This window comes from Arthrobacter sp. CMU6, assembly GCF_059090205.1.
In genome coordinates, this window is the sequence record NZ_JBNHFL010000001.1 from 209,692 (window position 1) to 232,229 (window position 22,538).

The window sequence follows — 22,538 nt, forward strand, 5'->3', positions numbered from 1 at the left end:
CTGACAACTAAGTGCAGAAATTGACGATTTACCTGAGCATCTCCGCTTGCCATCATGAAAGAAACGGCTGCCGTGATGGCGCCACAGTTACCGCCGCAGCAGCGGCATCCTTCCGAAAGTGACGTGATCCCAGATGGACTCGCAAGCCAGATTCCTTGACCACGCAGAAGCCATTGTCGGTGCCGGGAATGTTGTCCGGGCCACGCCCAAGGACGGCTACATCGATCCGTATCCGCTGCATTCCGGACGCGCGAAGTGGCCGGGAGTGCGTCCCGCGAATGTGGAGGAGGTCCAGGCCGTCGTCCGGCTTGCCAACGAGACCGGCGTCCCGCTGTGGTCCTTCTCCAAGGGCAAGAACTTGGGCTACGGGGGACCGGAACCGCGCACACGGGGCATGGTGGCGCTCGACCTGAGCCGTCTCAACAGGATCATCGAGGTGAATGACCACCTGAACTACGCCGTCATCGAGCCCGGGGTCAGCTTCTTTGACCTCTTCGAGCACATTCAGGAAAAAGGACTGAAGCTGTGGATGTCCGTTCCTGCCCTCGGGTGGGGATCCGTCCTGGGAAATGCACTGGACCGCGGTTATGGCATGACGCCGATGGGGGACCACGTGCAGTCCATTTGCGGCATGGAGGTGGTTCTGCCGGACGGTGAGCTGGTCCGCACAGGAATGTGGGGCATGGAGGGAACGGAACTCGGGCCCATCTTCAAAGGCGGCTTCGGCCCCACCCTGGACGGTATCTTCACCCAGTCCAATCTCGGCATAGTCACCAAGATCGGGTTCTGGCTGATGCCCTGGCCGGACGTGTACGTCAATGGCGATGTTGTGGTGGAACGCGAAGAGGACATGCCCAAGCTGGTGGATATCCTGACCCAACTCCGGCGCGAGGACGTGATCCAGAACAATGCCCTCTGCGGCAACGTGGTGCGGGCGGCCACGATGAACGGGCCGCGGTCACGCTGGTATGAGGGGGAGGGGTCCATTCCGGACGAGCGTCTGGAAGAAATGCGGCAGGAGATGGGCATCGGCCAGTGGAACGCCAAGTTCGCAATCTATGGCGACAAAGGGCTCGCCCAGCGCCGACTTGAAATCATTCGGGAGCGTTTCGCCGGCCTTGAAGGGTTCACCGTCAAGGCCCGGCTGTACGAAGGTGCTGAAGGCGCGCAGGTGGCCTATGCCGACATTGCCGATGTGGACCGCACCCAGATGGCCGGCGTGCCCACGCTCAAGCCGCTGTCCACGGTGGCGTGGGCGGCGGAAAACGGCGGGCATATCGACGCAGCTCCCATCATTCCCGCCCGCGGGGAGGAAGTGTGGGCGTTCTACCGCGAAGCCAAGGAGCTGTACCGTCGGTTCGGCTTCGACCTGTACATCGGCTACCACCTTTACCCGCGCCACATGGTGCACGTGACCATGATCTTCTTCGAAAACGACAATGCGGAACAGCTGGCGCGTGCGCGGGCCCTCTACTCAGCATTGCTGGCGGCTGCCCGCACCCGTGGTTACGCGCCCTACCGAAGCCATGTCGACTACATGGACGTAATCGCCGACGGTTTCGACCACAACAACAACGCCGTCCGCCGGCTCCAGGAGACGCTGAAGGACGCACTGGACCCCAACGGCATCCTCTCGCCCGGAAAGCAGGGGGTCTGGCCGCGGCGGTACCGGGCGGTGGGGGCGAACGCGCCGGACGGCGTCGCAGCGTCGGCTGTGCCGCGGTAGCGCCCACACGGAAGCAGCTCGCCAATCGTTATGTTTTCTGTGAACCTTGCCACAATCTGGTTATGAAGATATATTTTTACAACATTATGCATTCTCAATGAGGAGATTCCCGATGGAAAAGCCCACGTTTTACTCCCGGTTCAAGCAGGCTCTGGTGCCGGCTGTTGCCGGATTTGCCCTGCTCTCGCTAGCGGCCTGCGGATCTCCCAGCGAGGCGGCCGCGGGCAGCGAGTCGGGTGGCAAATCCCCCATCAAGGTTGTGGTGGCACCCATCCACTTCGAAACGGCCTACGTCGCTGAGGAGCAGGGCTACTTCAAAGAAGCCGGCCTGGACGTCGAGATCATTCCCGGCGCTGATCCTTCTGCCAACCTGGCGCAGACCGTCAGTGGCCAGGCGGACATCACCACGGCGTCGTGGGGTGTCATGACCACCGCCACCGCCAAGGGAATGCCTGTCAGAATCATCTCCGGAAACGGCGTGGTCGACCCGAAAGCGGATAACTCCGGCATCGTCATCCCTAAGAACAGCCCTATCAAGACGGTGGCCGACCTGAAGGGCAAAAACGTCGCCGTCAACGGTGTAAACACCGGCGGAGATATCCCGATGCTCCAAGCAGCAAGGGCGGCAGGGATCGACCCGAAATCCCTGACGGAAATCGCCGTACCCTACCCCGGGATGCAGGCCGCCCTCGAGCAAGGCACTGTGGACGCAGCATTCGTCGCGGACAGCTACTACCACCAGCTTGTCGATGCCGGGTTCAAGAGCATCGCCAGCCCGGTCCGCGAATTCCAGGGCAACATGCCGGTGACTGTCTGGGCCGCAACCGAACCCTGGCTCAAGAGCAATCCGGGCACGGCCAGGAAATTCAACGAAGCCATGGAAAAGGCGGCCAAGTTCTACTCGGATCCGGCCAACTCTGCCGCCATCGTGAAAATCTCAGCCCGGGTCAAGCAGGTTGACGCCGCCAAGATCAACCCTAAAGCCTACGTTCCGGTCAACACCGCCATCAACCTCAAGTCCGGACAGGCAGGCATTGACGCGATGGTGGAGCTTGGATTCGTAGAGAACCCACTGACTGCGGAGGGCATGCTCTGGACCGGCGCCCCGCGCTTTTCGAAATAGCAGCCGGGCCGGCCCCAAGAGACTTGACTGAGAGACGAAGATGAAGACACAAATACGAGCACTGGATGTGGGCCTGACAAGCCAGCGGCTGCTGGCAGTCGCCGTACTCCTCATGGTGTGGCAATTCGTGATCTGGAGCGGATCGCTGCCCTCCATGACTCCAGGGGTGCCCGCAATAGCAACGGCCATTGCGAACGCATTCACATCGGCCCTTTTCTGGACGTCGCTGGCGCAGACCATGACCGCTGCCGTCAGCGGGTGGCTGATCGCCGTTAGTGTGGGCACGGTGCTGGGCCTGGTGATCGGCTCAGTCCCCATGCTGGACCGTTCCACATCCATCCTCATAGACTTCGGCCGGTCCTTCCCGGTCCTGGCACTGATGCCGGTTGTCATCATGCTCCTTGGAGCCACCGCACAGATGGAAATCTTTGTCGTCTCGCTTTCCTGCCTCTGGCCCGTGCTGGTGCAGACGATTTACGGAGCACGGCGCATGGACGCGGCGGTGGTGGACACCGCGCGGACGTTCCAGATTCCCAGGCTGCTCTGGTTCCGCCGGATCCTCCTTCCCAGCGCCACCCCGTTCATCTCTACCGGTGTCCGGATCTCCGCCTCGATCGCCATCCTGGTGTCGGTGGGTGTAGAAGTGCTCAGCCAGGCGCCGGGTCTTGGACGGCAAATTACCCTGGCCCAGCAGGCACAGCAATGGGATCAGGCGTTCGCCTACCTCTTCTTCGCCGGCGTGGTGGGCTGGGGCATCGCCGGCCTCCTGAGTCTGGCCGAAGGCAAGATCCTCAAGTGGAACAGGCAAACCAATGACTGACACAGCACTGCGCACACCCCCAAGGACCACGGCGGGCGCGGATACGCCGAAGACACGTGGTGCACGGCAGCCCGGCGGGCTCCGCGAACGTAGCCGCGTCGTCAAGGCGCTCCTGAACGTCCTGCAGAGAACCTGGCTGATCGCCGTGGTCTTCGCCATCTGGTGGACCGCTTCCGCCAACAGCACCAACATCTTCATTCCGTCCCTTGAGGACATCCTGCTCAGCCTGCGCCGGGACCTCGCCAACGGAGTCATCGGATCCGGGGCAAGCTACAGCCTGACCAACCTTGGCGCGGGACTCCTGCTGGCAGTTGTGGTGGGCATCGCTGGTGGGCTGGTTCTTGGTGAGACGCGGAGGCTCCGGGAAATTGTTGACCCGGTCATCCACTTTTTCCGTTCGGTGCCGCAGGCCGCGCTGGTGCCCCTCATCATCGGCGCGTTCGGCATCGGGCAAGGGCCCAAGATCTACACCATCGCCTTCGCCTGCATGTGGCCTGTGCTGCTGAATACGATCGACGGCGTTCTCAGCGTAGAGCCGACCATCCGCAAGTTTTCCAGGGTCTACCGCATCCCGGCGGGCCTGCATTTCCGCCGGGTGGTACTGCCGGCAGCCCTTCCACAGATCGTTGCCGGCATCCGCGTAGCCCTGCCCATTGGCATCACCGTCATGGTAGTCAGCGAGCTGTTCGCCGCCAACAAGGGCCTCGGCTTCTACATCCTCAATTCATCCGCCACGTTCCAGGTACCCGAAACCTGGGCCGGCGCACTGCTGGTTGGCGTCATCGGCTACATCCTCTCGCTGCTGTTCATCGTCTTCGAACGCAGGATCCTGAGCTGGTACTTCAAATCGGGCGCGAAATGACACCCACGATCCAACATCTGAAAGAAGGAGCCACCATGGCCGTTCAGGCAGTACCCGAGCAGGAGCAGGCAGCGACGGCGCCGCTGCTCGAAGTCCAAGGACTGACCATGAGTTACGGCTTTGGTGACGCTGAGAACAAGATTCTCGACGACCTGAACCTGGAGGTCAACGACGGCGAGTTCGTTTCGATCGTGGGGCCATCCGGCGTCGGCAAAACGACCCTGCTCCGGGTCCTGTCCGGTCTCATCAGGCCCAAAGGCGGCACGGTGAGTGTGGGCGGGGAGGCCATCAGTGGCCCGCACCGGGACCTTGCAGTGGTGTTCCAGGACTACAGCCGGTCCCTGATGCCGTGGATGACCACGCTGGAAAACGTCGCGTTCCCGCTCCAGGGCCGCGGAGTCGGCAAGAAGGAGCGGAACGAAACGGCCGCGACGAACCTGGCCGCGGTGGGGCTGGCCGGGCAGGGACACAAATATCCCTGGGAGATGTCCGGCGGCATGCAGCAGCGCGTCGCGATCGCCAGGGCGCTGGCCTACAACGCCAAGGTCCTGCTCATGGACGAGCCTTTTGCCTCCGTGGACGCGCAGACCCGGTTTGATCTTGAGGACCTCGTGATCGACCTTCAGTCCAATCTGGGCGTGACCATCATCCTGGTGACCCATGATATCGACGAGGCCCTGTACCTCGCTGACAAGGTCATCGTGCTCGCGGAAAAGCCGGCGACCGTGGTGGACGTGATCGAGACAGGTTTTGGTGACCACCGCGATCAGGTGGAAACCAAAGCGGATCCGCGCTTCGCAGAGGCACGGGCGCGCATCCTGCACCGTCTCCGCAACCACTGACCAGCCAGCCAGGCAGGCCAGCGAACTGTTCCGCGGGCCATCCTGCTGCCGGCGCTGCGGTTGCACAAACAAGCCCGCCGGGAACCTCGCTGAGGTTCCCGGCGGGCTTGTGTTAAGCAGATCAGACCTTTGCAGGAGCCTTGCCGTGCTGTCCCGCGCCGTCATCAATGCCGGACTTCAGGATGGCATTGAGCGTTATTTCGTAGTGTTCCCGGATGAGGCGGGAGGCGCGCTTAGCATCGCGCTCCAAGGCGGCGGCGAGGATGTCCCGGTGCTCCTGGGCAATATCCCGCTTGGTGAACCGGGTAGCCGTGCCGGCCCAGCGGCCGTACAGCTGGGAGAGATCGGACAGGGTGGAGCAAAGATCGATCAGGACGGGCACGCCGCAGGCCTCCAGCAGCTTTGCATGGAACGCCTGGTGGGCACGGTTCCAGGCTTCCGTCAGCTGGGCGTCGCTGGTGGATTCCCGGTAAGGGGTCCGCTCCAGGGTGTGGTGAGCGGCGATGAGCTCAGACTCCCACGCGAGGTCTCCGCGCTCGATGGCCAGCCCAATTCCGAATTCCTCTGACCGGCACCGGAGTTCGTTGATGTCCTTGAGTTCGGAGAGGGAGAGTGTGGGCACGAAGAAGCCCCGGTTCGGTTTGAGAAGCACTAGGCGATCACCCACCAGCCTGGTGAGAGCCTCCCGGATCACGGTGCTGCTGGTCTGGTAGTGCTTTGAAAGCACCGAGAGCTGCAGCTTCTCTCCCGGGGCCCACCGGCCAGACAGGATGTCATCGCGCAGGGAATCGCGGATGTGCTTGCTCAGCGTCTCAGAATCGGTACTTTTCGCCATATGCATTATTGTAGCCTTCGCCAAAGAATATTTTCTTGATTGACTTATGCAAAACAGCTAATAGACTAGAGCTAGCTCGCAGGAGAGACCCGGCTGACGTTGGTCCTCTGCAGATCCCCCAATCACAAGGAGAACCGCCGTGACCAACTCCAGCACCGAAGCAGCCAAGGCCACAGGGGAGGCGGTGGTGGATGACCTCTACTGGCGCGACCAGTACGAGGCCATCACAGAAGACGATGCCTTCCTCCGCAAAATTGTGGAGGGCTCGGACCTGCCGGCCCTCATGGTCGCCCTGGCCGCCGTCACCCGGGACTTCTCACTGCTGCGCGATGACCTCCGTCCGCCGCAGCCCTCAGTCGACATCACGGGCATGCCCCATGGTGGCATGAGCGGCGAACAACAGGTGCAGGCGCGGGAGTTGGCATTCGCGGCACTAAAGCGGGTTCGGGATGAGAAGCTGACCGGCGTCGGGACACTCACCGAGGCGCAAGCGCAGGACATCCTCACGTGGATTACAAATGCAGCCAACCCGGAGTACCACCAGATGCTCATGCATGACATGGCCCTGGTGGAGGGCCAGGGCGGCAAGCCGAAGTGGAACTTCCGCGACATCGCTGTTGGCCGGGACTTCAGCGTCGCTGTCATCGGCTCAGGCGTTTCCGGCATGGCGGCCGCTTACCGCCTGAAACAGGCCGGAGTGCCCTACACGGTGTTCGAGAAGGGCCACAGTGTGGGCGGCACCTGGTGGAAGAACACCTACCCCGGCGTGCGGCTGGATACGCCCAACTACGCCTACAGCTTCTCCTTCGCCCAACGTGATGACTGGCCGCAGCAGTTTTCCCAGGGTCCTGAAATCTTCGAGTACACGCGCCAGGTGGCCGAACGTGGCGGCATTCTGGACAACATCGAATTCAACACAGAGGTCACGTCCGCGGACTACGACGAAACTGCGGGCCTCTGGAACGTTGACACCATCGACGCCGGCGGCCGCCCCGTGACTCGCCGGTTCAATGCCGTGATTACCGCCGTCGGGCAGCTTGACCGACCCAAGTATCCGGACGTCGCAGGCCGTGAATCCTTTGCCGGTATTCAGATGCATTCGGCCGAGTGGGACAACAGCGTGGACGTGACCGGCAAACGGGTGGCCGTGATCGGAACCGGCGCCAGCGCCTACCAGATTGTTCCGGCCATCGTGGACCAGGTCTCCGCGTTGACGGTCTTCCAGCGCAGCTCGCCGTGGATGCTTCCGACGAAGGGCTACTACGACGACATGCCGGATTCGGTCCAGTGGCTGGTCCGGAAGCTCCCGCACTACGGGCAGTGGCTGCGGTTCTGGCAGCACTGGCTGGGCGTGGAGGGCCGCCAGCACACCGCCGTCGCCGAGCCGGGCTGGAACAAACCGGGCAGCGTCTCTGCCGTGAACGAGAAAGTGCGCCGCGAACTGACGGAGCTGCTGGCAAGGCAGTACCAGGACCGCCCCGACCTGCTGGCCAAGGTCACGCCCAACTACATCGTGGGCGGCAAGCGGATGCTCCGGGACAACGGCGTGTGGGCCGAATCGCTCAAGAAGCCGCAGACCACGCTGGTCACCGAGGGGCTCGAGCGCATGGTCCCCGAGGGTATCGTCACCAAGGACGGCATGCTCCACGAAGTCGACATCATCGTCTACGCGACCGGTTTCCAGGCCTCTGACTTCCTCGAGCCGCTACAGATTACCGGCCGCAAGGGCATGGACCTGCACCAATACTGGGGCGGCGATGCCAAGGCCTTCGCCGGGATCACGGTTCCCAACTTCCCCAACCTGTTCATGGTCACCGGTCCCAACACTGGCCATGTGGTGAACGGCAGCCTGTACTCCATGATCGAATACGGCGTCGAATACATCCTCGAGGCCATCCGGATCATCGTCGAAAACGACCTGAAGAGCCTGGACCTCAAGCAGGAGGTGCTGGACAGCTTCATCGAAAAGCTGGATGCTGCCAGTGCCACCAAGGCCTGGGGCCATCCCTCGGTGCAGACCTGGTACAAGAACAGGTTCGGCCGAGTCTCGCAGATCTGGCCCTACAAGGTTGTGGACTTCTGGAACATCACCCGCACCGTGAACCTCGACGACTACCACCAGCTGACATGAGCGCCAACGTCATCGCCGGCCCGCCGGCCTTCTCCACCGGCGGTTCGGTGTACTTGGGAAAGACGGCCGACGGCGTCATCCACGTTCCCGGGGTCCGCTACGGTGAGCGGCTGGATGCCGCCGACCGGTTCTCGCCGCTGGGCAGTCCCTCGCCCGGACGTGCGCAGGCCGGCCCCACTGTGTTTCCGCAGTCGCCCGGGTCCCTGGACTGGCTGATCGGCCCGGCACTTTCCCGCCTGCCGCAGAACGAGGACTCCTTCCTGCTGGACATCTGGGCACCCGAGGGCGCCCAGGACCTGCCCGTCCTCGTTTTCCTCCCCGGCGGAGCCTTCATCAGCGGCGCAGGAAACGTGGGCTGGTACGACGGCGCCCGGCTCGCCGCCGAGGGCAACACCGTGGTGGTCACCGTCAGTTACCGGCTGGGCGCGCTGGCGCTGCTCGGCGCATCCGGCGTGCCCCTCAACCTCGGTGCGCAGGACATTCTGCAGGCGCTCAGGTGGGTTTCGGCGAACATCGCCGCGTTCGGGGGAGACCCTGCGACCATCACCCTCGCCGGCCATTCGGCCGGGGCCTGGTACGCCTACATCCTGAGCCTTGCCCCCGCCGCGAAGGGACTTTTTAGCCGGACAGCGCTGTTCAGCCTTCCCTGGCAGCCGCCGCTCGGTCCCGCTGCCTATGAGGAACGCCGGGAACTGTTCAACGGCTTCCTTCAGGAGGCGCTCGCGGATGATGCGCTCGTCGGCGGCGGATCCGGGGGAGGATCCGGCACTGACGACGGCGGGGTGCTGGCCAGCGCGCCCGTCCCGGCCATCCTGGAAGCCCAGGCAGCAGTCGGCAAGGCCTATGCGGGGCGCGGACTTGGGCTGGTGCCGGCGGCCGATGGCGGGCTGGTGCCGGACTGGGCCATGGACTTCCGGCGTGCTGCCTCCTCCCTGCATGTGGAGTCTTTGCTGCTGAGCAGTACGGACAATGAGGCCGCGGCCTTCCTCCACGCTGTGCCGGTGGCGGCCGTGGTTCCGGAGCAGCTCGCGGGTTTCGTGGCTGCGCACTTCGAGGAAGCTGGCGAAGTCCTGGACTTCCTGGACGCACGGCTGCCCGGTGCGACGCCGCACACAAAGCTCGTGGAGGCCATGAGCCTGCACCAGTTCCGCCTTGCCGCGACTGAACTGGCCGGGCTGGCCGACGCTGCCGGGGTGGTATCCACCCTGTTCCGGTTCTCGGTACCCAGCACGCTGGATGGGTCCGGCAGCCCGCACTGCTTCGAACTGCCGTTCCTCTTCGGAAACAGGGGCTACTGGCAGGACGCCCCGATGCTCCAGGGCTTTCCGGAGGACGCCTTTGAAGCGGTCTCCGCGCAGCTGCGGCCGTTGCTGCTCAGCTTCGTGGCTGACGGCCGGCCACGTACGTCCAGCGGCGAACCGCTGGACAGGTTCACCGCGGAACGCCCGCGGCTGCACGCCGTGACCGCTGGCGGGGTAGTGCCGGGCACCCCCGAACCGGAACTTCGCGCACGGCGCTAGCCGCAGCCAGTCCCACGCCAGGCCCGAACCGTCAACGGCCGCGAACCATTGCCAAAGCTGCAGTGGTTATATAAAATCGAACAAGAATATATTTTCTGTACAAAATGTAGCGGACCGGCCAAGCGCTGGATCAGGCTGAGAAGGAGATCACAGTGACTGCACGCACCGGAGCAGAGTACAAGCGGGGCCTGGACGACGGCCGCGAGGTGTGGCTGGGATCGGAGCGCATCTCCGTCCTTGAGCACCCGGCCTTCAAGGGCTCTGTCGAAGGCATGGCCGGCTACTTCGACTACCAGCACAAGTACGCGGCGGACTGCCTGACCACGCACCCGGAGACCGGCGAAGCCATGAATGTGAGCCACTCGCTGCCCAGGAATGCGGAGGACATCGCCCGCCGCCACCGCGCCTTCGACCGCCTGGCCCGCTACTCCAACGGCATGCTGGGCCGCACGCCGGACTACGTCAATGTGGTCCTGGCCGGGCACGTGTCCCGCCAGGACATCTTCGACCGCTCCGGGGACCCGGCGTACCACCAGCGCCTGGCGGCGTACCACCGCGAAGTGATCGAAAAGGACCTCGCGCTGACCCATACCATCGTGCACGCCGCGATCGACAAGAGCGTGGGCGAGCTGCAGGGCATGAACGAGGAACTCACGCTGCGCGTCGTGGAGCGGACCGAGCAGGGCCTGATCGTCAGGGGCGCGAAGATGCTCGCCACCCTCGGGCCGATTGCCGATGAGCTGTACGTCTACCCCGCGGTGCCAATCCAGAAGGGCTACGAGGAATACGCAATTTCCTTCGCTATACCGGTGGCCACCCCGGGCGTTGTCGCCATCTGCCGCGACCACTACGGCGTGGACGCCGACGTTGCGGACAAGCCGTTCTCCGCCCGCTTCGATGAGCAGGACGCCGTCATTATTTTCGACGACGTGCTGGTGCCCTGGGACCGCGTGTTCATCGACGGCAACCTGGACGTCTACAACTCCATCAACGCCGGCACGGCTTCCGGCAACACCCAGCAGCAGACGGCCATCCGCGCGGCCGTGAAGCTGGAGTTCGCCTATGACCTGTGCACGCAGATCGCCAAGGTGACCGGCACCGAGAACAAGCCCGACGTGGGTGCGATGCTCGGCGAGATCTACACCTACCTGCGCCTCACCCGGGCGGCAATCCACTCAGCGGAATTGCGGGCCTCGGACTGGGGCGGCGGAGCGTTCTTCTGCCACGACGACATCAGCTCCCTGCGGGCCATCATGCCCGGCTGGATGATCCGGATCAACGAGATCATCAAGTCCATGGGCTCACACAACCTGCTGGCAACTCCCACGGGCGGTGCCTTCAACGATCCGCGCCTAGGCCCGCTGTTGACGAAGTACCTGCCGGGCGCCAACGGCATCAGCGCCCAGGAACGCGCCCGCATCATGCGCACCGCCTGGGACTTCGCCGGCTCGGCACTGGGCAGCCGGATCGAGCTCTACGAGCGTTTCTACCTGGGCAGCATCGGCCGTGCCCGCGCCCTCGACCACCGCAAGGCCCAGGCAGCCGGGGAAACCGGTGCTTACCAGGCCATGTTCGAGGAAATTGACGGCATCCCTGCAGCGTCGGACGGTGTCACTGCCGGTGACCGGATCGCCGTCGGGGCCGGAAGCTAGGTCCGGCAATGACCGCGGAGACCGCCGAGGCAGCGGGCCTTGACAATAGCCTGGACAACATGACGGGCACTGTGGCCCGGCATGTCGCCGGCACTGGCTTCGAAAACTTGGACGCCGGCAGCGTCGCGCGGGCCAAGGTCCGGATCATCGACGCGCTGGGCAACATCGCCGCAGGCCACCGCGCCCAGGGCAACGATGCCCTGCTGCGCCTGGCCCGCCGCTGGGGCGGGGCTCCGGAATCCCGGGTCCTGGTCCACGGCACCAGGCTGCCTGCGCACAACGCGGCGATGGTCAACGCGGTCATGATGCGGTCCTACGACTTCGAGCCGATCGGCGCGGAATACGAGGACCAGACGCAGACCGCGGCCCACATCAGCGGGACCACCGTTCCCGTGGCGCTGGCCGTGGCCGAGCAGCAGCGCTCCTCAGGGAGGGACCTGCTCACCGCATTGATCCTCGGGGACGACCTCACCGCGCGGCTGGCCGCGGCGTCGGGCTTTGACGTCTACAGCGGGCAGGACAACACCGGCACCGTCAATGGCCTTGGCGGCACCGCCGTCGCCGCCAAACTGATGGGGCTCGACGCACACCAGGTCCGCAACGCGCTGGGCATCGCGGTGAACCAGCTGTCCGGAACCGTGGCCAACATCTTTGACCAGACCCTGGCCTTCAAACTGCCCATGGCCTTCGCCGCCCGCAACGCGATCGTATCCGCGGAGCTTGCCCAGTCGGGCTTCACAGGGCCGGCGGACGCCATCGCCGGTCCGCACGGTTTCCTGGACATGTACTGTTCATCGCCGGCCCCGGAGAAGGTGACCCGGCGCCTCGGCGAAGCCTTCTATGCGGACTGCGTGATAAAGCCCTGGTCCTCGTGCCGCGCGAGCCACCCCTCACTGGACGCCTGCGTGCGGCTGGCCACGGAAAACAGGCTGAACGAGGACGAGATCGAGGAGGTTCTTATCCACGTGACGCCGCGGACTCTGAACGGTTTCGTGGGCCAGCCCTTCGCGATCGGCGAGTGCCCGGAGGTGTCCGGTGCCTTCAGTATCCGCTTCACGGCCGCCACGGCCCTGATGTACAGGACGGTCCGGCCGGAACACCTCACACTTGAGCACATGCAGGACCCGCGCCTGCAGCGGCTGCTGGACAAGATCCGGCTGGTTGATTCACTGCCGCCCGCGGAATCGCTGACCGCCGAGGTGGAGCTGCGGCTCCGGGATGGTTCGGTGCTCCGGGCCAGGACGGACGTGCCCAAGGGGGACATTTACGCCAGTCCGATGACCGAGGCGGAGATCCTGGAGAAGTACTACGCCAACGCCGAGTTTGGCGGCAGGACCCCGCGCAGGAATGCCGAGGAAGCGGTAAAACTCGTCCAGCACCTTGAGGAACTGGACAGCCTGGCACCTCTCATCAGACTCTTCACACCCCATTTTTCAGCAATACATCCCAGGAGGATCAAGTGAATGCACATCAGGTTGTACCCGCCGCGGAGATCGCCGTTGATCCCGCTGTTTTCCGTCACGTTGTGGGCCACTTCGCGAGCGGCGTCACGGTGATCACCACCGTCGTGGACGGCGCGTTTTACGGCACGACGGCGTCCGCAGTGTCGTCGCTGTCCATGGAGCCTCCCATGATGCTCGCCTGCCTTAACCGCTCCAGCTCCACGCACGACGCCGTGCTGAAGGCCGGAATCTTCGGTATCAACATCTTGGCCGAGGACCAGAGCGACCTCGCCATGAAGTTCGGGCGCAAAGGCGGAGACAAGTTCGACGGAGTCTCTGTCACCCTGTCGTCGGAGGGCGTTCCCATGCTGGACGGCGCCCTTGCCACCATCGTCTGCCGCATCGCGGAAACTCCCACCGGCGGGACGCACACCGTATTCCTCGGCGAGGTCACGGACGCCAAGGCCAGCGCGGGTGAGCCGCTGGCCTACTTCCGCGGTGCATTCGGACGGCTGGAAAGGGTCAAGGAACTCGCGGCCTACGATGCAGTGCGGGACTGGGTGCTGGGACGCCGCACCCCGCTGCATTCCGCGCTGGATCCGGTGGAGATCGCAGCCCAGTCCAAGTCCGATCCGCACAACGTTCACAATGCCCTGGTGAAGCTAACGGCCGAATCCCTGGTCACCCGGGGGGACAGGGGGGAATTCCTGCCCGCTCCCATCACCCGCCAGCTGACGGACAGCGTCTATGATGGCCGCCTCACGATCGAACTCGGGGTCCTCGCCAGCCACTTCGACAAGTTCTCCGACGAGGACCTGGCGGAACTGAGCCGCCTCACGGAGGAGCTTGCCGTGCTGCGCCAGGGTGGCAAGGAAGCGCTGGACACCTTCCTCAAGACGAACGCGAAGTACCACAACCGGCTCGTCAGCGTGGCAGGCTCCGCCCAGCTCACTGATGCGTTCCGCCGCCTGGGCATCGGCACGGTCTGGCGCGAGGCCCTTAACAGCGAAGAATGGGCCCGGAAGATGGACCACAGCCACATCGTCGAGCTCACGGCGGCACTGAAGGACCGTAACCACGAGCGGGCGGCCGAGGCCCTCCGCCTGCACACCTCCTTCGGCAAGCAGCTGGCCAGCGACGTCATCGAGCGGCACGGCGGCGAGGTCTAAGCAACGGCTTCAAACCGCGACGGCGGGGCCGCACCCAGGGATTCCGATCCCGGTGGGTGCGGCCCCGCCGTCGTCGTTCGCGCCTTTCCCAACTCGGTAGCAGTTCAGGGCGTTCCCAGCGCGGGGAACGCCCTGAGCTGCCACTTAGTGGGGATGCAGACAGCAAAAAGAGGGGGGGAGGCCGCGAGGCCTCCCCCCTCCCTTTGCGTGGTCTGTCAGCGCACAACCGGCACTCCAGCTGCCGTGTGGCGCAGGCGGGCCAGCTGCGGCACGTACGCGGCCAGCGCCTCGAACGCCGCCTGCTCGGTGTCGGGAGTGGTGGCTGCTGCGACATAGCGGTCCGGCCGTACCACGAGGGTCGTACCGCTGCCGGCGACAGCCGCGAACGCGCCGCTGCTGTCCGTGACGGCCGTGACGCCTGTCAGCGCGAGGTGCGTGCCGTCGTCGTTCTCCACGGTGCCCAGCCGCCGGACCTCAAGGGGTGCGCGGCGATCGTAGGGGAAGTGCAGAAGTGCCCAGCCGGTACCGAGGACCGTGTCCAGGGGGACGGCGTCGCCGGTGGACAGCGTGACCTGCGGCTGGGAAAGGGAGCGGCCCACCAGCGCGGCTGCCCACCTGGAACCTGCGCTGCCGAGGTCCGCCACGCAGCCGTCGGTGAAGTGCGGCTGCTTGAGGAACTTCATGCCGGCGAGCCAGCCCTTGGCAGCGGGAACGATGCCGGATGCGATGATGACGGCGTCACGGATGGCGGTCAGCGCCGGGTTGATGTTCATCACCACTTTGCCGATCCGGTGCGAGAGGCGCACCATGTCCACCGCGTGCGGACGCCGCTCCGACTGGTAGGTGTCCACTAGGGCCTCCGTGCCGGTGCCCTGGACGTTTGCAGCGACCTTCCAGGCAAGGTTGGCGACGTCGCGGATGCCCGCGTTGAGGGCCTGCCCGGCGAACGGAGGCATCATGTGGGCGGCGTCCCCGGCGAGGAGGACGTGCCCCACGCGGTAGTTCAATGCCACGCGCTGGTGGGCCACGTAGACGGCCGCGCGGCGGATGTCCTCAGCCGCAATCGTCTGGAAGGGCGCGATGAGCTTGATGATGGCCTCCGAAGACGTCACCGCTGCGGCCTCCTCGCCGGGGAGGAGCATGAACTCGTAGCGGCGGCGGCCGTGGACTCCGGGAACCACGACGACGGGACGTGTCCCGTTGCAGTGGAACTCGGAGAACCGTTCCGGTTCACCCGGCGTGTTGATGATGTCCACCACGATCCACTTCTGGACCTGCGTGGAACCTTCCATCGGGATGCCGAGCTGGGAGCGGACCGGGCTGCGGCCGCCGTCGCACGCCACCACCCATTGGGAGCGGACGGTGTGCTTGCCGTCCTGGTCGACCAGTACTGTGTGCGCATGCCCCGGGCCGTCCGTGATGCGGAACGCTTCGGTGTTGAAGCGGACGTCGATCAGCGGACGGCTCCGGGCGGCCTCAAGCAGCAGTGATTCCATGACGGGCTGGTCGAACTGCGACTTCCCGGGCTGGCCCAGCCGGGGACTGGCCGGGTGGACCTCCGCCAGCAGTTGTTCTTTCCGGCCGAAGTAGCGCGCGCCGGTGTCCATGAGCATCTCCGGCGTGAGCCGGTCCAGAATGCCGATCTGCTGCATGACGCGCAGCGATTCATCGGTGACGCTGATGGCCCGCGGTTCATCGCTGGTACCGGCATGGCGTTCAACGAGCATCACGTGCACGCCCTGGTCCGCCAGCAGGTTCGCCGCAGCCAGGCCAATGGGGCCAGCCCCGATGACCAGTACGTCGGTTTCAATGATTTTGTCCATGCCGATCAAAGTTCCGTTCCTAGGATGAGTGCAGTCGGGGCGGCGGGAACAGGGTCCCCGTCAGGACACCAGCTCCACCGTGTTTTTCAGGGTGCCCAGGCCGGTGATTTCCACCTCGACGACGTCCCCTTCGGAGAGCAGGCCGGACGGCTCCATGAACAGGCCCACGCCGCCGGGGGTGCCGGTGACGATCACGTCGCCCGGGGAGAGCCTGGTGAAGCCGGAGACGTAGGCGATCAGCTGCGGAATGGTGAAGTACAGGTCGGCCACGGAGGCCTTCTGCCGGATGTCGCCGTTGACGCGGGTTTCCAGGGTGAGCCTGTTGACGTCGCCCAGGTCGGCGGCCGGCACGAGGTAAGGGCCGAAACCGCCGGTGCCGGGGAAGTTCTTGCCGGGGATCCACTGGGTGGCAGCAAGCTGCCAGTCGCGGACGCTGAGATCGTTGTAGGCGGCGTAGCCGGCAACGTAGTCAAAGGCATCCTCTTCTGCGACATGGAACGCTTCCTTGCCGATGACCAGGGCCATTTCACCTTCGTAGTCGAACTTGGTGGTGGTGGCCGGCATCTGGGCCGGCTGCAGGTGGCCCATCTGGGAGTCCGCGAAGCGGGTGAAGACGGTGGGGGCCTTCTGCTCCGTCTTGCCGGATTCTTCCTGGTGGCTGCGGTAGTTCACGCCGATGCAGATGATCTTGCCCGGATCAGTAACAGCGGGCAGGAACTCGATGTCCGCCTCTTCGCGGGAAGGGGCGCTGCGGAACTCTTCACCGACGGTGCCGAAGATGCCCTGTTCGACGGCGGCGCGGAGGGTGCGGGCAAGGTTGGCTCCGCTGGGTCCCAGATCGTAGGTCCTTCCGTCGGCGATGATGCCCCAGGTGGGGGAGCCGTCTGCGGATACGAAGCTTGCGTAGTTCATGATGGTGGTTCCTTTCGCGGCGGCAGCGCGCCCGGGATGTTGATGCAATTTGTCCTGCCGGCCGCTTGGCAGGCACGAAGATATGCATCCTTTGACAAAGAATACATTATCTTGCTTTTACGCAATCTGGCTAGGAGTGGGTGGCATGCTTATGCCTGGGCGCCAGCGGGGGAGGGACGGTCCGGAGGGGCCTGACGGCTACTGGCCGGGCTGTCTTGTTGTTGTGTCCCGCGGGAATGCTGTCAGCGGCTGAGGATCTGCTCGCGAAGGATGTCGGCGTGCCCGCAGTGCTGGGCGAGTTCGCGCAGCATGTGCAGGTACACCCAGCGGAGAGGGAGCGGGCCCCGCCTGTTGCCGTGGACCAGGTCGTCGAGGTGCAGCGCGGATACCGCCCGGCGCGATGCCTCACAGGCGTCGCGGTGGGCGGCCTGGATGGTGGCGACGGTGTCCTGCTCCGCCAGAATGAAGGACTCGTCCGGGGTGGCGGGGATGCCGATCTCTGCGCGCGGGCGGCACGTGATGGCTTCATCGAACCAGACCTTTTCGACGAAGGTGGCGTGCTTGACCAGTCCCAGCAGCGTGGTCCGGGAGGGCACCAAAGGGCGGCGGGCCTGCTCCTCCGTCAGCCCGTCAAGGCAGGCATTGAGCCTGTTGCGGTGCTCATCGAGGAAGGCGTCGAACTGGATCCGCACCGGCTGGTTGAGGACGTCCTCGGCGGATGAGGCTGGAAGCGAACGCATGCACGCAGTATGCCAAGGCCGCCGCGCGGCGGCAACGGACGCACGGTCAGTGAGGGCCTCAACTGTCCGTTCGCGCTGCCAAACCCATAAACATGGTCCGGTGCAGGATGTCCACGTGCTTGCGGGAGACCTCCACGGCGCTTTGAATGTCGCCCGCCCGCAGGGCCGCCACCAGGGCCACGTGGTCGCAGTTGGATTTGTGCAGCAGCTCGATGGGGTAGGGGATGAAGTAGGCGTAGAGCTCGGCGAGCGTCTCGTGGTAAACCTCGACGGCGGTCCCCAGCCCTGACGCCGTGCCCACCAGCTGGTGGAACTGCTCGTCCGCCTGGTGGTAGCCCGACCAGTCCGTGGACGCGGCCATGTCCCGGGTCAGCCGCTCGAGTTCGTCCAGCTGTTCCGCGGTGGCGTTGACGGCGGCGTAGTGGGTCACCGCGCATTCGAAGAGCAGCCGCCGGTCCACCAGCCGGTTCACGGCCTGTGACTCTGCCGGCGACGCGGTCAACTCTGCCAGAACCTGACGCGGCGGCTCTTCCGCCACGAACGTCCCGCCGGCCCGGCCGCGACGGCGGACAACAACGCCCTGGTCCGCGAGGCTCGCCAGTGCGCGGCGGGCCGTGATCGGGCTGACCGACAGGCCCAGCGCCACGTCCTCCTGATCAGGCAGGCGTTCGCCGGGCTTCAGCAGTCCCAGCGAAATGGCCATGCCGATGCGCAGGCGCACGGCGTCGATGGCGCTCCGGCGGTCGATGCCGGCGAGCGCCCCTGCCCCGATGCTCCCGGCCCCACCCGGCGCGGCCGCACTAGAGGCGCCGGTAGGGGAGGCGCCGGGGGTGTCCTCCAACTGACGGGTCATATCCGCTACTTTACGGCCCATCCGCAGCCCCTTCCCATTATTGGATCATTCTGATCTAATATAACTCAGATCACACCCCAACGCGGAGACAAACCCATGCAACGCATCCTTCCCCTCATAGCTGCCCAGGCCGCGCCCCGGCTCATCGGCGAACCCGTTTCGGCCTTCGCGGACGAGGTCAAGGCAGCCCTCAACACCAAGCCGGACAGCAAACTGGTGGTCTTTCCGGAGCTTCACCTGTTCGGCGACGGCACCCCGGACCGGCAGCGCACCGAGGCCCTGCAGGACTCGGCCGAGCCGCTGGACGGCCCGCGCGTCAAGGAACTAAAAGAGCTCGCCGCGGACCTGGGCATCTGGCTGGTCCCGGGCAGCGTCTGCGAGCGGGGCCTGGAAGGCCAGCTGTTCAACACCCAGCTGGTGCTGTCACCGGAGGGGGAGCTGGCCGGCTACTACCGGAAGATCTTCCCGTGGCGCCCGTTCGAGCCGTATGACCCCGGCGACCGGTTCACCACAGTGGACCTGGCCGGCACGGGCCGGGTGGGCCTGAACATCTGCTACGACGCCTGGTACCCGGAGGTGTCCCGCCAGCTCGCGTGGATGGGCGCCGAGGTGATCCTCAACGTCGTCAAGACCACCACCCCGGACCGCCGGCAGGAGCTGGTGCTGGCCAAGGCGAACGCCATCGTGAACCAGGTGTTCGTGGTCAGCGTCAACTGCGCCGGCCCCACCGGCAAGGGCCACAGCATCATCGTCGACCCCGAGGGCAACACCATCACGGAAGCCGACGGCGATAGCCCGGTGCTGCTGACAGCGGACCTGGACCTGGCCGCCGTCGAGCACGTCCGCACCCACGGGACGGAGAACCTCAACCGTCCCTGGTCCCAGTTCCGGGACGGCGAGGCCGCCGTCGAACTGCCCGTCTACCAGGGCCGGATCAATCCGCTGACCTGGACGCCCGCTACTTTCAATGCCTAAGGAAACCCACGTGACCACACCAACCCTGACCCGCACGCTGAAGCTGCCCTCGCTGGTGCTGTTCGGCCTGGCGTACCTGACCCCGCTGATTGTCCTGGCCATCTTCGGCCTCATCGCCGAGACCACGGGCGGGGCGGCGCCGTCGGCCTACCTCGTGGCCATGGTGGCCATGCTGTTCACGGCGCACAGCTACGGCCGGATGGCGGTGGCGTACCCGGTGGCCGGCTCCGCCTACACGTACGTGCGCCGGTCCATCGATCCCCGGGTGGGCTTCCTTGTGGGCTGGGCGATCCTGCTGGACTACCTCTTCCTGCCCATGGTGATCTGGCTGATCGGTTCCTCCTACCTGAGCGCGCAGTTCCCGGGCGTGCCGATGTGGCTGTGGATCGTGGGCTTCATCCTCATCACCACGGTGCTGAACATCCTGGGCATCAAGGTGGCGGACAAGGCGAACTACGTGCTGATGGCGTTCCAGTTGCTGGTGATCGTGTTCTTCGTGGTGCTGGCCATCGGCAACGTGGTGTCCACCTCCGGCGCGGGCGGGCTGGCCAGCACGGAGCCGTTCTTCAACAGCACGTCCAGCTTCGCCACCATCTCCGCCGGCGCGGCCATCGCGGCGTACTCGTTCCTGGGGTTCGACGCCGTCACCACCCTCACAGAGGAAACCGTGGATCCGCGCCGGAACGTGCCCCGCGCCATCATGCTCATCGCGCTGATCGGCGGCGGCATCTTCGTGGCCGTCTCCTACGTCACGCAGCTGGTCCACCCGGGCGGCGTGTTCGAGGACTCCGCCTCCGCGGCCAGCGCCATCGCGCTGCAGATCGGCGGGCAGCTCTTCGGGGCGGTGTTCCTCGCAGGGCTGGTGGTGGCGCAGTTCGCCTCCGGCCTCGCCGCGCAGGCCAGCGCCTCGCGCCTGATCTACGCCATGGGCCGCGACTCGGTCCTGCCCAAGGCGGTCTTCGGCCGGCTCAGCGCGAAGTTCCACACTCCGGTGGTGAACCTGGTGGTCACCGGCATCGTGGGCCTGATCGCGATCTTCCTGGACGTGGCCACCTCGACGTCGTTCATCAACTTCGGCGCCTTCACCGCCTTCACCCTGGTCAATGCGTCCGTGGTGTTCCACTACGTGCGCCGGCGCCGGGCGGGGGAGCAGCTGAACGCCGTCTCCTACGTGGCGGTCCCGGCCGTGGGCGCCATCGTCTGTGCCTACTTGCTCTCCCAGTTGGACAGCAACGCCATTACGCTGGGATTGTCCTGGCTGGCGCTCGGCGTGGTGGTCCTGGCGCTGATCACGCGCGGGTTCCGTGCCGCGCCGCCAGAAATGACGACGACGGAGAAGGCCACCGTGGAGGCCGCCGCCTAGGTTTTCTGTACTGGATGCTGACGAGACTGGAGGAACCGGCGTGAGGATAGCGCTCGGGCAGCTGGAGTCCGGCACGGACATCGCGGCGAACCTGGCCATGATCGACCGGTTCGCCGCGGCCGCCGCCGCCGATGGCGCCACGCTGGTGGCCTTCCCCGAGTACGCCACGTTCGAGAAGAAGATCGTGGACGCCACGTTCCCGGCCGTGGCCGAGCCGCTAAACGGCCCCATCTGCAAGGAACTTGCAGCCACCGCGGCCCGCCACGGCATCACGCTGGTGGCGGGCGTGGTGGAAACCTCTGCGGAACCTGGCAAGGCGTACAACACTTTGGTGGCCTTCGGGCCTTCCGGTGAGCGGCTCGCCGTGTACCGGAAGATCCACCTGTTCGACGCGCAGGGCTTCGGGGAGTCGACGTTCATCAAGCCGGGCCCGTCCACCGAGCCGGTGGTGTTCGAGTCCGGGGCAGCGCTGTTCGGCCTGATGACCTGCTATGACCTGCGGTTCCCGGAGCTGGCCAGGTCACTGGCCGACGCCGGCGCGCAGGTTTTGCTGGTCTGCTCGTCCTGGGTGCCGGGCACGCACAAGACGGAGCAGTGGCTTTCTTTGAATGCGGCGAGGGCCATCGAGAACAGTGTGTATGTGGCAGGGGTCTGCCAGGCGCCGCCGGTCTCCGTGGGCCGGAGTGTCTTGGTGGATCCGATGGGGTACATCGAGGCTGACCTGGGGCTGGAGCCGGGGGTGCGGACGGTGGAGGTTTCGCTGCGGACGGTGGCACGGGTGCGGGAGCAGTTTCCTATGTTCCGGCAGCGGCGGCTGGGGTAAGGCTAAATTGCCAGCAGTTTCACCGTGGCAAGTGGAGCCTAGAGCAGCAAGTGCGCCACCTCACCGCACCGACTCGAAGGGCAGCACGGCGGGCGTATTGTCGCGCTGATTGTCTGAAGCCGAAGTCACAGCGCGCCATACAGCGGATTGTCCCTAGAGCCGCGTTATTCTGCAGTACGTCCACTGACAAAAGGAGTGCTTCGTGGCCACCGAGCAAAGCAGTACGAGGCATGTGGTCCTACAGGGCGTTTTCGGCATTATCGGTGCTCTAATCGGGGCGGGAGCAACCTTGGGAGCAGCGTGGATCGGCGCACTTCCGGACACGTTCTTACCTCCCGCGAACCCAACAGCTACAGTAACGGTTACGGCCTCACCTGCTCCGCCCTCGGGGCCTGCGTCGTCAGCGCCGGCTGCGGCGAAGGCTAATCCGCAGTGGCTTGCCGAAGTGTCGGCCCTCACAGAGGTAGGTCTCTGGAAGAGCGGCCAAGGAACGATGCGCGGTGCGACCTATACCCACTCCCTGGTTGTGGCAACCCAGTGGGGTGACGATGCCGGCACCTCGCGAAGGGATTATGCCCTTGATGGCCAGTACACCCTGTTGACCGGCAAGGTTGGGATCGCCGATGGGGGACACAGTACAGAGGAAGCGAACTTTCAGGTCTTGGTTGATGGCAGGGTCGCCTTCGAAAAGCAGATAAAAGTGGGTGAGAGTCCAGCCCAGATCAACCTCAAAATCCCAGGGGCGAAGGATCTCCGACTCCAGGTGACGGACATTGATAATTCGGCATTCTCGTCGACGGCAGTTTTTGCGGAGATGGCGCTAGTCTGACAGACCGCCTACGGTGGAGCAGAGAGGCGCGGCGCGCCAAACTCCGCCATTGCCTTCTTGTCGCGGGCTGGCCAGCAATGCGACTGAAAGTCACGAGG

At 65.1% G+C, this 22,538-nt stretch carries 19 protein-coding genes; 14 read left to right on the top strand and 5 right to left on the bottom strand.

Translation table 11 applies throughout. The features are described from left to right. Positions 1–133 precede the first annotated feature (133 nt). From AC5RWD_RS00935 to AC5RWD_RS00955, 5 genes are all read left to right on the top strand, one after another. Complete coding sequence (locus tag AC5RWD_RS00935) at positions 134–1,726, top strand: FAD-binding oxidoreductase (protein ID WP_494018233.1); 1,593 nt, start codon at positions 134–136, stop codon at positions 1,724–1,726. Between the two features lie 112 nt (positions 1,727–1,838). Next, positions 1,839–2,849: an ABC transporter substrate-binding protein gene (locus AC5RWD_RS00940; RefSeq protein WP_494018234.1), complete on the top strand. Its 1,011-nt coding sequence runs from the start codon at positions 1,839–1,841 to the stop codon at positions 2,847–2,849. Positions 2,850–2,889: 40 nt separating this feature from the next. Beyond that, positions 2,890–3,669, top strand: coding sequence for an ABC transporter permease (locus AC5RWD_RS00945; protein WP_494018235.1), 780 nt, complete (start codon positions 2,890–2,892; stop codon positions 3,667–3,669). Continuing rightward, the gene (locus AC5RWD_RS00950; protein ID WP_494018236.1) at positions 3,662–4,531 is read left to right on the top strand and encodes an ABC transporter permease; all 870 of its coding nucleotides are present in this window, start codon (positions 3,662–3,664) and stop codon (positions 4,529–4,531) included. Before AC5RWD_RS00945 ends, AC5RWD_RS00950 begins: the two co-directional genes overlap by 8 nt. Positions 4,532–4,566: 35 nt before the next feature. Continuing rightward, positions 4,567–5,373 (top strand): ABC transporter ATP-binding protein, encoded by an 807-nt coding sequence (locus AC5RWD_RS00955; RefSeq protein WP_494018237.1) that lies wholly within the window; start codon positions 4,567–4,569, stop codon positions 5,371–5,373. Between the two features lie 121 nt (positions 5,374–5,494). Here the strand turns inward: AC5RWD_RS00955 and AC5RWD_RS00960 are convergent, their stop codons facing one another. Continuing rightward, positions 5,495–6,208, bottom strand: a complete 714-nt coding sequence (locus AC5RWD_RS00960; protein ID WP_494018238.1) for a GntR family transcriptional regulator — start codon at positions 6,206–6,208, stop codon at positions 5,495–5,497. A 139-nt stretch (positions 6,209–6,347) separates the two neighbouring features. Between AC5RWD_RS00960 and AC5RWD_RS00965 the strand changes: the two genes are divergently transcribed. The 5 genes from AC5RWD_RS00965 to AC5RWD_RS00985 all read left to right on the top strand — a co-directional run bounded on the left by AC5RWD_RS00965 (position 6,348) and on the right by AC5RWD_RS00985 (position 14,122). Continuing rightward, positions 6,348–8,339 (top strand): flavin-containing monooxygenase, encoded by a 1,992-nt coding sequence (locus AC5RWD_RS00965; protein ID WP_494018239.1) that lies wholly within the window; start codon positions 6,348–6,350, stop codon positions 8,337–8,339. Further along, the gene (locus tag AC5RWD_RS00970; RefSeq protein WP_494018240.1) at positions 8,336–9,859 is read left to right on the top strand and encodes a carboxylesterase family protein; all 1,524 of its coding nucleotides are present in this window, start codon (positions 8,336–8,338) and stop codon (positions 9,857–9,859) included. Before AC5RWD_RS00965 ends, AC5RWD_RS00970 begins: the two co-directional genes overlap by 4 nt. Before the next feature lie 152 nt (positions 9,860–10,011). Continuing rightward, positions 10,012–11,511 (top strand): 4-hydroxyphenylacetate 3-hydroxylase N-terminal domain-containing protein, encoded by a 1,500-nt coding sequence (locus AC5RWD_RS00975; protein ID WP_494018241.1) that lies wholly within the window; start codon positions 10,012–10,014, stop codon positions 11,509–11,511. Positions 11,512–11,519: 8 nt separating this feature from the next. Further along, positions 11,520–12,974, top strand: a complete 1,455-nt coding sequence (locus AC5RWD_RS00980; RefSeq protein ID WP_494018242.1) for an MmgE/PrpD family protein — start codon at positions 11,520–11,522, stop codon at positions 12,972–12,974. Then, positions 12,971–14,122, top strand: coding sequence for a flavin reductase (locus AC5RWD_RS00985; RefSeq protein ID WP_494018243.1), 1,152 nt, complete (start codon positions 12,971–12,973; stop codon positions 14,120–14,122). Before AC5RWD_RS00980 ends, AC5RWD_RS00985 begins: the two co-directional genes overlap by 4 nt. Before the next feature lie 215 nt (positions 14,123–14,337). On the opposite strand, the gene AC5RWD_RS00990 is transcribed toward AC5RWD_RS00985, so the two are convergent. From AC5RWD_RS00990 to AC5RWD_RS01005, 4 genes are all read right to left on the bottom strand, one after another. Beyond that, complete coding sequence (locus AC5RWD_RS00990) at positions 14,338–15,945, bottom strand: FAD-dependent monooxygenase (protein ID WP_494018244.1); 1,608 nt, start codon at positions 15,943–15,945, stop codon at positions 14,338–14,340. 60 nt (positions 15,946–16,005) lie between these two features. Then, positions 16,006–16,857 carry a fumarylacetoacetate hydrolase family protein gene (locus tag AC5RWD_RS00995; protein WP_494018245.1) on the bottom strand — a complete coding sequence of 284 codons (852 nt, stop codon included), beginning with the start codon at positions 16,855–16,857 and terminating at the stop codon, positions 16,006–16,008. A gap of 242 nt (positions 16,858–17,099) precedes the next feature. Then, entirely contained in the window at positions 17,100–17,597 is a 498-nt protein-coding gene (locus AC5RWD_RS01000) for a DinB family protein (RefSeq protein ID WP_494018246.1), read from the bottom strand. 58 nt (positions 17,598–17,655) lie between these two features. Beyond that, complete coding sequence (locus tag AC5RWD_RS01005) at positions 17,656–18,450, bottom strand: FadR/GntR family transcriptional regulator (RefSeq protein WP_494018247.1); 795 nt, start codon at positions 18,448–18,450, stop codon at positions 17,656–17,658. Between the two features lie 96 nt (positions 18,451–18,546). On the opposite strand from AC5RWD_RS01005, the gene AC5RWD_RS01010 reads away from it, so the two are divergent. The 4 genes from AC5RWD_RS01010 (at position 18,547) to AC5RWD_RS01025 (ending at position 22,440) form a co-directional block, all read left to right on the top strand. Next, a complete protein-coding gene (locus tag AC5RWD_RS01010) occupies positions 18,547–19,425 on the top strand; it encodes a carbon-nitrogen hydrolase family protein (RefSeq protein ID WP_494018248.1) in 879 nt (292 codons plus the stop codon). A gap of 10 nt (positions 19,426–19,435) precedes the next feature. Then, the gene (locus AC5RWD_RS01015) at positions 19,436–20,788 is read left to right on the top strand and encodes an APC family permease (RefSeq protein ID WP_494018249.1); all 1,353 of its coding nucleotides are present in this window, start codon (positions 19,436–19,438) and stop codon (positions 20,786–20,788) included. A 40-nt stretch (positions 20,789–20,828) separates the two neighbouring features. Continuing rightward, the gene (locus AC5RWD_RS01020) at positions 20,829–21,611 is read left to right on the top strand and encodes a carbon-nitrogen hydrolase family protein (RefSeq protein ID WP_494018250.1); all 783 of its coding nucleotides are present in this window, start codon (positions 20,829–20,831) and stop codon (positions 21,609–21,611) included. 493 nt (positions 21,612–22,104) lie between these two features. Next, on the top strand, positions 22,105–22,440 hold the full coding sequence (locus AC5RWD_RS01025; RefSeq protein ID WP_494018251.1) for an NPCBM/NEW2 domain-containing protein: 336 nt from the start codon (positions 22,105–22,107) through the stop codon (positions 22,438–22,440). The last annotated feature ends 98 nt before the right edge of the window (positions 22,441–22,538 follow it).